Annotated in this window: 9 protein-coding genes; all 9 read left to right on the top strand. The window is 71.9% G+C overall.

The genetic code is table 11. From position 1 onward, the window contains the following. Positions 1–105 precede the first annotated feature (105 nt). The 9 genes from VK923_18830 to VK923_18790 all read left to right on the top strand — a co-directional run bounded on the left by VK923_18830 (position 106) and on the right by VK923_18790 (position 12,387). Positions 106–492, top strand: a complete 387-nt coding sequence (locus VK923_18830; protein ID HSJ46737.1) for a hypothetical protein — start codon at positions 106–108, stop codon at positions 490–492. After that, complete coding sequence (locus tag VK923_18825) at positions 465–791, top strand: hypothetical protein (protein ID HSJ46736.1); 327 nt, start codon at positions 465–467, stop codon at positions 789–791. The genes VK923_18830 and VK923_18825 overlap by 28 nt, the downstream gene beginning before the upstream one ends. Next, entirely contained in the window at positions 788–2,407 is a 1,620-nt protein-coding gene (locus tag VK923_18820) for a hypothetical protein (protein ID HSJ46735.1), read from the top strand. The genes VK923_18825 and VK923_18820 overlap by 4 nt, the downstream gene beginning before the upstream one ends. Positions 2,408–2,571: 164 nt before the next feature. Then, positions 2,572–5,751 carry a M14 family zinc carboxypeptidase gene (locus VK923_18815; GenBank protein ID HSJ46734.1) on the top strand — a complete coding sequence of 1,060 codons (3,180 nt, stop codon included), beginning with the start codon at positions 2,572–2,574 and terminating at the stop codon, positions 5,749–5,751. Between the two features lie 267 nt (positions 5,752–6,018). Then, positions 6,019–6,849, top strand: coding sequence for an isocitrate lyase/phosphoenolpyruvate mutase family protein (locus tag VK923_18810; protein HSJ46733.1), 831 nt, complete (start codon positions 6,019–6,021; stop codon positions 6,847–6,849). A gap of 179 nt (positions 6,850–7,028) precedes the next feature. Further along, on the top strand, positions 7,029–8,546 hold the full coding sequence (hutH, locus tag VK923_18805; protein HSJ46732.1) for a histidine ammonia-lyase: 1,518 nt from the start codon (positions 7,029–7,031) through the stop codon (positions 8,544–8,546). A gap of 10 nt (positions 8,547–8,556) precedes the next feature. Continuing rightward, a complete protein-coding gene (hutU, locus tag VK923_18800; protein ID HSJ46731.1) occupies positions 8,557–10,170 on the top strand; it encodes a urocanate hydratase in 1,614 nt (537 codons plus the stop codon). Positions 10,171–10,270: 100 nt separating this feature from the next. Beyond that, positions 10,271–11,449, top strand: a complete 1,179-nt coding sequence (gene hutI, locus VK923_18795) for an imidazolonepropionase (protein ID HSJ46730.1) — start codon at positions 10,271–10,273, stop codon at positions 11,447–11,449. After that, positions 11,449–12,387 carry an arginase family protein gene (locus VK923_18790; GenBank protein HSJ46729.1) on the top strand — a complete coding sequence of 313 codons (939 nt, stop codon included), beginning with the start codon at positions 11,449–11,451 and terminating at the stop codon, positions 12,385–12,387. The genes hutI and VK923_18790 overlap by 1 nt, the downstream gene beginning before the upstream one ends. Positions 12,388–12,432: the final 45 nt, after the last annotated feature.

The raw sequence follows: 12,432 nt of genomic DNA, 5'->3' as shown, positions 1-12,432 counted from the left end.
TCGACGGCTCCGCGATCTGGCTCGCCTCCCTCGCCCAGGTCCTGCACGCCCCACGAGCGCGCCCGCCTGACTGTGCTGCGCAAGGCTCCCGAGCGCCGCGATCTCGTGACGACCGAGCTCGCGGCGCCATCCCGCCTGCGCCTCGTCGGCGCCACGACCGGGCGGTCGCACGCACCCGCGCAGGCATGCGACGAGCTCGAGCGCCTCTACCGCGGCGAACCGTTCGACCTGCTCGTGCTGCGGGGGTACGCGCTCGCACGGCAGGCCGCGCGGCGACCGCAGCTGGCCGGTCGCCGGTCGGTGTGCCTGACCGACATCGAGCAGGATCCGGCGGCCGTGACGGCGGATCGCTTCGAGCTGACCACGCTCGCCGAGGCCAGCGACCACCTGCGGTGCGCAGCGCTGACCACGCTCGTCTCGACGACTGGCAGGGCCACGCCCGTCACGACGAGGTGGTCAGCAAGGTGCGCTCGGAACGGGCCCACGTCGTGATCTGCGAGTGGGCGGTCGGCAACGCCGTGTGGTGTGACGACGAGTCGTTCCACCCGGCGCCGGCAGAGGGCATGGCGTCGGGTGCCGTGCCGGCGATCTCGCCGCGGGAGACCGCCGCGGGCGTGTACGGGCAGCGGTGGCTGCGCGGCGACGCCGCGGACGCCGCGGAGCGCGTCGCATCGACGGACTGCGACACCGAGCGCCGGCTCGCACAGGCCGACGTCTGCCGGCACTCCCCGCTGGAGCCGGTCGTCGGCGCGTGGGCCGGCCTCGTCCTGGGTGGGCGGGCCGCGCCGTGACAACGCTGCTCGAACCGCTTCGCCTGCGGCGCACGGCACCGCAGGAGCCGGCGCACCCCCGCGTGGTGCACGACTGGCTCATCGTCGTCGCGCTCGTGGCGTGCTACGCCGCGCTGCAGAGCGCGTTCGTGCACCCACCTCAGGTCTCCGACCAGCTGCACTACCTGGTCGACGCGGCGAACCTGCCGCAGGTCACGTGGCCGGCGCATCAGGCGCTGCGCATCGGCCTGACCATCCCCGTGTGGATCCTCACGCGCCTGTTCGGCTACAGCGAAGCGGCCTACTACGGCGTGCCGTACCTGACCGGTGCCGCCCTGGTCGCGTCCACCTACTGGCTCGGCCGCCTTGTCGACTCGCGCACCGCGGGCGTCATGTCGGGCGTGCTGGTCATCGCCAACCCGCTGGTGCTCGACGAGACCAGCCAGCTGCTGCCCGACCTGCCGGCCGCGACGCTGGTCATGGCGGCGGTGACGCTGCTGCTGTGGCAATGGCGGCGCACCGGCGTCTCGCGCCGGCTGAGGGCCGTGGACCGCTCGGTGCTGGTCGGCGTCGGCGTACTGCTGGGCTGGGCGTACCTGGTCCGTGAGTTCATCGTGTTCTGGTACCCGGTGGTCGCGCTGGTCATCATGGTCCTGCGCCTGCCGCGCTCATGGTGGCTGCGGATCGCGGCGGGGCTCGGGGGTGCGTTCGCGTTCGAGCTGCTGTGGGGCCTGGTCTTCCTCGGCAATCCCTTCGCGCGGATCTGGGCGGCGCTGAACCAACCTGCCTCGGAGCCCTGGCGCGTGGCGCAGCGCACGGGCCTGATCGGGCGCGGCGTGATCCCGGACACCCACATCGAGATGCTGACGGCACCGCCCAGGTCCGTGGTCGAGTTCCGCGCCGGCTGGATCCTCATCGCGCTGTTCGTCGTGCTGGTCGCCGCAGCGATCAGGTTGCGCGCCCCCGGGTTGCGCCTGCTCGCGCTGTGGACGGCCGTGCCGATGGGGCTGCTGATGGCCGCGATCCAGTTCGCGTGGCTGTTCGACAACCGGATCCTGCGCGCCGAGAAGCTGCGTTACTGGCTGCCGGTCCTGCCACCGCTCGTCGTCGGGGGTGTGATCGCAATCCTCGCGCTGGGGCGTCGCCGGGGCGGTGACTCGGGGCGACGGGCCGCCATCGTCGTCGCGATCATGCTGACCGTCGTGAGCCTGGCGCTGACCGGCAACGACCTCGACGACGTCGGCGGCTACACGCGCACCGGCAGCAACCAGATGCTCGAGCTTCGGGCGTGGGCGGCGACCAACGGGCAGACCTGCACGACGCTGTGGGTCGACGCGGACCAGTGGCGTGCGTCGTCGCGCTGGGTGCCGATGTACCTGCGCACCTTCTGGGGCACGCCCGTGTGGGAGGGCGAGGTCCGCCACCTCAACGAGGGCGACGACTTCGTCGAGATCGGGGACCTCGGCACCGGCGCCCTGGTCCGCTCGCGGATCGCGCTGCGGCGGCGCCGCCTCGAGGGCCTGCCGATCCCGGACTACCTGCGGCGGCCGCCCAGCTCGTGGCGTGTCCTGCTGGTCACCAACGACGACCAGATCAACGTGTACGGCGTCGGCGACAGCACCTGTGCACGCCCCTGACCAGCGTGTTCAGCTGTCTTCACCGTTGCAGAACGCGATGTGGTTGTTGTGCATCACATCGTCTGGTGATGCAAGGCTTGCCTACCGTGGCATCTCATGTGCACAATGCCGCCGCAACAACGCGCGTAGGCGCTGCGCGCGGGGGCCGAAGCAGGGGTGGATCAGTGCGCAAGCTCGTCGTCGTACTCGCAGTGCTGTCGTTGCTGGTGCCCGTGTCGGCGTCGGCGACGCCGGGCGCAGGAGGAGGCCAGAAGGGCGACGGTCGCCTTGACCTCTACGAGACCACGGCCGACATCGGGACCGACGTCCAGCTGCGGGCCGAGGGCTACGACGTCGTCGACCTCGAGGCGGCGCGCGGCGAGGGCAGGGTCCGCATCGAGATGGTGCTCACCGACGGGCAGGCCAGGGCGCTGCGCCAGCAACGCGGCCTGCAGGTCGGCAAGGTGCGCAACGCCAATGGGCAGAGCACGGCGGAGGCCGCCGCACTCGCGGCCGACAACGGGTTCGAGGTGTGGCGCACGTACAGCGAGCCCGGCGGCATCGCCGACGAGATGCAGCTGCTCGCCCGGCAGTATGACGGCCTGACGGAGCTCGTCACCATCGGCGAGACCATCAACGGCCAGCCGATCCGCGCGATGCGCGTGACGGCCGATGCCGACCGCGTCGCGGACGGCCGGCGTCCGGCCGTCCTGTATGTCTCCACCCAGCATGCCCGCGAGTGGATCAGCACGGAGGTGAACCGCCGGCTGCTGCGCCACTTCCTGGAGAGCTACGGCGACGACGAGCGCGTCACGCGCCTGGTCGACAACCGGGAGCTGTGGTTCGTGCTGGTCGCCAACCCCGACGGCTACGACTGGACCTTCGAGGAGGGCCAGCGCCTGTGGCGCAAGAACCTGCGGGACAACGACGGCGACGGTGAGATCACCACCAACGACGGGGTCGACCTGAACCGCAACTTCCCGACCAACTGGGGGTACGACAACGAGGGCTCGTCGTCGGACTTCTCGAGCCAGACGTACCGCGGCGCCGGCCCGGCGTCCGAGCCGGAGACGCAAGCGCTCGACGGGCTGATGTCATCGGTCGGCTTCGAGTTCCTCGTCAACTACCACTCCGCGGCCGAGCTGATCCTGTACGGCGTCGGGTGGCAGGTCGACACGCCGACCCCAGACGATGCGGTCAACATCGCGCTCTCGGGGACCGACGCGAACCCCGCGATCGAGGGGTACGACCCGGACCTCTCGGCCGAGCTGTACATCACCAACGGCGACACCACCGATCACGCACACACCGCGTACGGGACGTTGGCGTACACGCCCGAGCTGGCCACCTGCCAGACGGCAACGACGTACTTCGACGACGACGAGTTCGGCGAGACCTACTGCAGCGAACAGGGACGGTCGGGCTTCGAGTTCCCCGACTCCGAGCAGCTCGTGCAGTTCGAGTTCGAGAAGAACCTCGACTTCGCGCTGGCGATCGCCGACTCCGCCGACGACCCGGCGGACCCCGAGTCGCCGGTCGGCACGCCGGCGCCGGACTTCATGGTCGACGAGTTCGAGACGAGCTACGGCTCGCCGCAGGAGGTCGCGGTCTGGACCAAGCGCGAGCACGCTCGGCTGCGCATGCACTACTCGGTCAACGGTGGCCGCGAGCGCGTCCATCGGGTCGACGAGTGGCACGGCGGCGAACGCTACGGCGACAGCAACGACGTCTGGTACGCCGAGTACCGGGGTGATGTGCGGGGCATCGGCGAGGGCGACGAGGTGGAGGTGTGGTTCACCGCCAGGGACCTGCCCGAGAGCAGGGAGACGACGGAGGGGACCGGCACGGCCGGCAACGGCGCACGCACCGTGGAGAGCGAGCGCTTCACCTTCACGGTCGCCAGCGACGGCGACGCCGATGTACTCATCGTCGCGGACAACAGCCCCGGTACGCCGCTGGGCGGCTCAGGAGAGCTCGAGTACCTCGAGTACTACACCGAGGCGCTGGACGCCAGCGGCTACACGTGGGACGTCTATGACGTCGGTGCACAGGGGCCGGCACCTCACCCGCTGGGCGTGCTGAACCACTTCGACGGAGTGGTCTGGTACGAGGGCGACAAGCTGGTCACGGACTACCAGGGCGGCCTGGACACCACCCTGCTCGCGCACCGGGTCAACATGAACATGCGCGACTACCTCAACGAGGGCGGCAAGATCCTCGCGACGGGCAAGAACCACGGGTTCGAGGAGTTCTTCCCGCTCCAGTACGGCGACAACGCCGACCCGGCGGAGACCTGCACGGACCCGACCGGCATCACGTGCCTGCTGCTGTCCAACGACACCTACCAGTACTACTTCGGCGGCTACGTCCGCATCCGTCGGGGTGGGCTGGACGCTGATCAGCAGGCGCTGGACGTCATCGGGATCGACACACCGTACGACGGCTCCACGTGGGGCCTCGACGGCGGCGACAGCGCCGACAACCAGGGACTCCCGGGTGCGGGCGACGTCGGCACCGGCACCGCGTCGTGGGTGACGACCAGCAGCGTGCTGCCCGTCGAGGAGTTCCCGCAGTTCGAGTCGTGGCGGTCGGCCACCTGGACCACCGAAGGCGCCGCGCCGTTCGAGCCCGTCGCCGGCGAGTGGCAGGTCGCCACGGACCACGACGACCAGGCGTACAAGAGGCTCGCACGGACGATCGACCTGACCGGGGCGTCGACGGCGTCGGTCGACTTCACGACGTCGTACCGCATCGAGACCGACTGGGACTACTTCTTCGTCGAGGTGCACCCCGTCGGCTCGGATGACTGGACGACGTTGTCCGACGAGAACGGGCACACTGCGCAGGGCACCGGTCAGTCGTGCACCAGCGGTTGGGCCGCGCAGCTGCATCCGTTCCTCGATCACTACCAGACGCTCAACGCAGACGGCACCTGCTCGCCGACAGGCACCACCGGCGAGTGGCACGCCGCCACTGGACCGTCCGACGGCGTGGAGCAGTGGTCGATCGACCTGTCCGCCTATGCGGGACAGCAGGTCGAGGTGTCGCTCACCTACGCCACGGACTGGGGGACCGGTGACCTCGGTGTGTTCGTCGACGACCTGTCGGTGACGGTCGACGGCAGCACCATCGCCGAGACATCGTTCGAGGAAGACCTCGGTGGCTGGGAGGTCATCGGCGCACCAGAGGGCAGCGCCCCGAACCCGGGTGACTGGGAGCGGGTCGGCGTGCTCTACGAGGTCGGTGCAGCGGTCACGACCGAGGACACGATCCTGCACGGCTTCGGCTTCGAGGGCATCGATGCCGCCGAGCAGCGCGAGGAAGTGATGCGGCGCTCGATGCGTTATCTGATCGGCTCGCCGTAGCACTCGCGTGCGAAGCCGACATGCAACCGGCTCCGCCTCCAGGCGAGGGTGGGGGACCCCGCCCCTCACCGGGAGGCTCAGGCACCGAGTCACCTCCGCCGGCCCCTCGACAGGCGAAGATGAAGATGAAGTAGAGGGTAAGGGTGTGCCCTCAACCGTGACTGCAGAGTCACCCTCGGCGGTGAGCTCCCTCAGGCCGCAGGTCGGTGAGCTCCTCGACCGAGTCGAGGACGACGGCTCCTGGCGAGCGGCCGCTATCTTCCCGGCATGGACACGATCACTGACCGGCACCGGACGTTCGCGGCGCTGCATCGGCAGGGGTGCTTCGTGATCCCCAACCCGTGGGATGTCGGCACGGCACGGGTGATGGCCGCGTGCGGTGCGCAGGCCCTGGCCACGACGAGCGGGGGGTTCGCCTTCACGCTCGGACGACCCGACATGGGCCACGTCACGCGCGACGAGGCGCTGGCACACGCCGAGTCGATCGTGCGGGCGACGCCGTTGCCGGTGACCGGTGACCTGGAGAACGGCTTCGTCGACGAACCCGACGGCGTGGCCGAGACCGTCCGCCTCGCCGCGGAGGCCGGGCTGTCGGGCTGCTCGATCGAGGACACGCGGATGGTCGACGGCCATCCGCCGTACGGGTTCGACGCGGCGGTCGAGCGCATCGCGGCGGCCGTGGATGCCACGCGCTCGCTCCCACATCCATTCGTGCTGTGCGCCCGCGCCGACGGCATGCTGACCGGCGCCTACGACGTCGACGAGGCCGTCCGGCGCATCCAGGCGTTCGAGCGCGTCGGCGCCGCCCTGCTGTACGCGCCGTCCCCGCCGTCTCCCCTGGACCAGCGGCGGATCGTCGAGGCGGTGGCGCGCCCGGTCAACGCGCTGTCCGCCGGCGCGCTGGCGGGCCTGTCACTGAGCGACTTCGCAGCCATGGGTGTGCGACGCGTCAGCATCGGCTCACGGCTCGCGCGCGTCACGCACGCGGTCGTGCGCGATGTGACCCGGGCGCTGTGCGGCGACGGCGACTTCTCCGGACTCGCAGACGCCGCGTCCGGCGACGACGTCGACGCCCTGCTCGCCGACGGCAGCGCCTGACCAGCGGATCCGCGCACTGGGACGCCGGTCGACCATAAGGTCGGGCTGCGGCTGCGAATGGTAACCGACGCCGCAGCGGGCTTCTGCACCCACACGATGGCCTGATCACCGAGTCGGCGCACCAGCAGCTGAGCGAGCCGCCGGTCCGTGGCAGCGGATGCCATCCGTATACTCCGGCCATGCTGCTGTCGTCCGCGCCGGCGCGGCCGGAACAGGTCGTGGCCGTCGCGCGTGGCGGGGAGCGGGTCGAGGTCGACCCGCGGGTGCGTGCCGTCATGGCGCCGGCGCGCCATGCCGTGGAGCGTGCGCTGGCGGACCGCGACGTCGTCTACGGCGTGACGACCGGCTTCGGGGCGCTCGCGGACACGGTCATCCCGCCCGAGGACGCCGACCGCCTCCAGCACGCGCTGGTCCGCAGCCACGCGGCGGGCTTGGGTCCTCCCGTCGAGGACGAGGTCGTCCGCGCCATGGCGCTGCTGCGCGCACGGACGCTGGCTGCCGGCCACACCGGCGCCCGGTTCGACCTCGTCACCGCGCTCGTGGACATGCTGAACGCGGGCATCCGCGTGTACGTCCCCGAACACGGCTCGCTGGGTGCCAGCGGCGACCTGGCGCCGATGGCGCACGTCGGCGCGGTGCTCATCGGCGAGGGCTGGCTCCGCGACGACCACGACCGACCTGTGGATGCGACGGCCGCGCTGGCGGCGGCCGGCCTGACGCCGCTGCGGTTGCGGGTCAAGGACGGCCTTGCCCTCCTGAACGCGACCGAGGGCATGCTCGGGATGCTCGTCCTGGCCATCGTCGACCTCCACCGCCTCGCGGACGCAGCCGACCTGGCCTGCGCGCTGTCGGTCGAGGCGCTGTTGGCGACCGACGGGCCCTATGCCCAGCGCCTGCAGGACCTCCGGCCGCACGCCGGCCAGCAGGCCGCCGCCGGCAACCTCCGGTGGTGGCTTGCCGGCAGCCCGATCCTGGCCTCCCACCGCGACTCGCGGCACGCGGTGCAGGACGCGTACGCCCTGCGGTGCGCCCCCCAGGTCCACGGCGCCGCGCGCGACCTGATCGCGTTCGCCGCCCGGACCCGCGACGTCGAGCTGGGCGCGTCCGTCGACAACCCGGTCGTGCTCGACGACGGCCACATCGAGTCGTGCGGCAACTTCCACGGCCAGCCGCTGGCGTTCGCGCTCGACATGCTGGCGCTGGCGTCCGCGGAGCTCGGCGCGATCAGCGAGCGTCGCACCGACCGCATCCTGGACCGCTCGCGCTCCCACGGGCTCCAGCCGTTCCTGGCGAACCAGGCCGGCGTGGAGTCAGGCTTCATGCTCGCCCAGTACACGGCGGCGTCGATGGTCGCCGAGAACCGACGGCTGGCGGTGCCGGCGAGCACCGACTCGATCCCGACCTCGGGGATGCAGGAGGACCACGTGTCGCTCGGCTGGTCAGCGGGGCGCAAGCTGCGGCGGTCCGTGGCCAACCTCGAACGGATCCTGGCCATCGAGACGCTGGTCGCGTCCGCCGGCGTCGAGGCGAGGTCGCCGATCGCGCCGGGCCCACGCACCGGTGCTGCGATCGCCCGGCTGCGCGAGTACATCCCACCGATGCCGACCGACCGCTTCCTCGCCCCCGACCTCGAGGTGGCGTGCCAGCTGGTGCACGACGGCGTGCTGCTGACGGCCGCGGACGCGGTCGCGATCTGAAAGGACGGCCATGGAGTGTCGAGGATGGCTGCAGGAGGCCGCGCTGCGCTGCCTGCGCAACAACCTGGACCCGCAGGTGGCGGAGCGACCGGAGGACCTGGTCGTGTACGGCGGATCCGGCAAGGCCGCCCGTGACCACGCGAGCCTCGCCGCGATCGAGCAGTGCCTGCGCGAGCTGGCCGAGGACGAGACGCTGCTGGTGCAGTCGGGCAAGCCGGTCGGCATGTTCCGCACGTTCCCGCACGCGCCGCGGGTGCTGATCGCCAACTCCCTGCTGGTGCCCGACTGGGCGACCTGGGAGGACTTCTGGCAGCTGGAGGCGCAGGGCCTGACGATGTACGGCCAGATGACCGCAGGGTCGTGGATCTACATCGGCACGCAGGGGATCCTGCAGGGCACCTACCAGACGTTCGCAGCGCTCGCCGACCAGCGGTTCGGGGGCGAACTGACGGGGCGGGTGGTCCTGACCGCCGGGCTTGGCGGCATGGGCGGTGCCCAACCGCTGGCGATCACGATGAACGGCGGCGTGGCGCTATGCGTCGAGGTCGACCCGGCGCGGGCGCACCGGCGCATCGAGACCCGCTACCTCGACGAGATCGCCGCAGACCTCGACGACGCTGTCGGCCGGGTCCGTGCGGCGGCCGACGCGGGCCGCGCCCTGTCGGTCGGCGTCGTCGCCAACGCGGCCGAGGTCTTCCCCGAGCTGCTGCGTCGCGGTGTCGACGTCGACGTCGTGACCGATCAGACCTCGGCGCACGACCCACTCAACGGCTACATCCCGCACGGGCTGACGCTCGACGAGGCCGCCGAGCTCCGCGGGAAGGACCCTGCCGCGTACGTGCGGCGTGCGCGGGCGTCGATGGCACGCCACTGCGAGGCGATGGTCGGGTTCCAGCACGCCGGTGTCGAGGTGTTCGACTACGGCAACAACCTGCGCGGCGAGGCGCGCGAGGGCGGCTTCGCCGACGCCTTCGCCTATCCCGGGTTCGTGCCGGCGTACCTGCGTCCGCTGTTCTGCGAGGGCAAGGGTCCGTTCCGTTGGGTGGCGCTGTCGGGCGATCCCGCCGACATCGCGGCCACCGACCGCGCGGTCGCCGACGCCTTCCCCGACGACGCCCCGCTGCAGCGGTGGCTGGAGCTCGCCCGCGACCGCGTCGCCTTCCAGGGGTTGCCCGCCCGGATCTGCTGGCTGGGCTACGGCGAGCGCGCCGAGGCGGGCGCGCGGTTCAACGACCTGGTCGCCAGCGGCACGGTCAGGGCGCCGATCGTGATCGGCCGGGACCACCTCGACAGCGGCTCCGTCGCGTCGCCCTACCGTGAGACCGAGGCGATGGCCGACGGCAGCGACGCGATAGCCGACTGGCCGATCCTCAACGCCCTGCTGAACGTCGCGTCGGGCGCGGCATGGGTCGCGGTGCACCACGGTGGCGGTGTTGGCATGGGCAAGTCGATCCACGCCGGAGCCCAGGTCGTCGCCGACGGCACCGGAGACGCGGCACAGCGGCTCGACCGGGTGCTCACCAACGATCCTGGTACGGGCGTCATGCGCCACGCCGACGCCGGCTACGACCGCGCGCTCGACGTCACGCGTGCCCGCGGCCTGCGCATCCCGATGGCACAGTGAGCGCGCGAGTCGATGGCCCCGCCGGCGTGCGCTCAGATCGTCGGCCGGCCCACCACGGATGGCGCCACGACGTCTCGCATGCCGTGGGGGGTGGCTCGAGGTGAGCGTGGTGCTCACCGGCATCGGACGGCTCGTCAGCCACGATCCTGGCCTGCCGAGCGGCGGCCCGCTGGCGCTCGTGTGCGACGGTGGGCGCGTGGCATGGGTCGGGCAGGGCGCCCCACCGCAGCAGGCGGGCGACCGCCACGTCGACGTCGGTGGCCGCTGTGTGATCCCGGGCTTCGTCGACAGTCACACCCACCTCGTGTTCGCCGGCGACCGCATTGCGGAGTTCACGGCGCGGCTGGCCGGTGAGCCGTACGAGACCGGCGGCATCGCGACCACCGTGACGGCGACCCGCGCGGCCGACGTGACCGCGCTCGAGGACACGGTCCACCGGCTGTCGGCCGAGGCACTCGACGGTGGCACGACCACGCTGGAGATCAAGTCCGGCTACGGCCTGACCGTCGACGACGAGCGCCGGCTGCTCGAGGTTGCCGGTCAGGTCGACGACGCGGATGTGACGTTCCTCGGTGCCCACGTGGTGCCACCTGAGCACACCGACGATCCCGACCGCTACGTCGACCTCGTGCGTGGGCCGATGCTGCGCCGTTGTGCCCCGCTGGCCCGCTGGTGCGACGTGTTCTGCGAGGCCGGCGCGTTCGACGCCGACCAGAGCCGTGTGGTCCTCGAGGCCGGGCGCGCGCACGGCCTCGGCCTGCGCGTGCACGCCAACCAGCTGGGGCCGGGACCTGGGATCCGGCTCGGGGTGGAGATGGGCGCGGCCGCCGTCGACCACTGCACGTTCGTCGACGATGCCGACGTTGACGCGCTCGCCGCGTCATCGACCGTCGCGACCCTGCTGCCCGCGGTGGAGTTCTCGACGCGGACCCCGCCCGCTCCGGCGCGCACGCTGCTGGACGCCGGCGTGCAGGTCGCGCTGGCGTCCGACTGCAACCCCGGGTCGAGCTACACGACGAGCATGGCGTTCGTCGTTGCGCTGGCGTGCCACCGGTACGGGCTGACCCCCGACGAGGCGGTCCGCGCGGCCACGCTCGGAGGCGCCCGCGCGCTGGCCCGTGACGAGGTCGGCCACCTCGGGATCGGGGCGGTGGCCGACCTCGTGGTGCTCGACGCACCCGACCCCGCGTACCTCGCCTACCGTCCGGGCCTGCCGCAGGTGCACGCGGTGATCCGACGTGCACGGATCGTGCGCTTCAGAGGTGGGGTGATCTGGTGATGGTGCCGGACGACCCGGAGTGGCCCCGGGCCTCGGCGTGGCTGTCCGGCGGGGGGTCGACCGCACCGGACGCGCCGACGCTGGTGGTGCTCGGTGCGCCCTTGTCGGTCACGTCGCTCTCGCCGTCGCAGGCGCACACGACGCCGGAGGCGGTCCGCCGTGCACTGGCACGGTTCTCGACCGCCTACGCCGCTGCCGATCCCGTCGACGACGCCGACCTGGACGCCGTCGCGGTGCGAGACCTCGGCGATCTGGAGCTGCACGACCGACCCGTCGACGAGGTCCACACGGTGATCGTCGATGCGCTCGCGCGTGTCACCGCCGACCTCGTGGTCGTGCTCGGTGGTGACAACGCGGTGACGCGACCGGCGGTGCGCGGTCGGTGCGCCGACCTGGCGTCCGCCGGCCTGTTGACGCTCGACGCCCACCACGACCTGCGTGGCTTCCACGCCGGCATCACCAACGGCACACCCGTCCGGGGCCTGCTCGACGACGGCCTGCCGGGCGGACACGTCACCCAGATCGGACTCGGCAGGTTCACCAACTCGCGGGTCCACCGGCGGATGGCACTCGACGCGGGCATCACCGTCATCACGGCGGAGACCGCGCGAGCCGAGGGGGTAGGTGCGTGCGTGCTACGCCAGCTCGACCGTCTGGCGCAACGCTGTGCGACCATCTGGGTCGACCTGGACGTCGACGTGCTCGACGCGGCGTTCGCGCCCGCGTGCCCGGGCGCCCGGCCCGGCGGGCTCCTGCCCTGGGAGCTGCACGCCGCCGCCTTCGTCGCGGGGCGTCACCCCGCCGTCGCCGGCATCGACATCGTGGAGGTCGACGCCGCCGCCGACCGCGCTGGCCGCACGGTCGACGTCGCCGCGCAGTGCCTGCTGCACGCGGCGGCCGGGCTGGCCGGCCGTCCCCGTCGCAAGACGGTTCCCTGAGCGGCGCCGCATCCAGCGGCTCGGTGCGCCCGTCGCCGAGGTCCA

This window comes from Euzebyales bacterium, assembly GCA_035461305.1.
GTDB lineage: Bacteria > Actinomycetota > Nitriliruptoria > Euzebyales > JAHELV01 > JAHELV01.
This window is presented reverse-complemented; position numbering and strand designations above follow the sequence as displayed.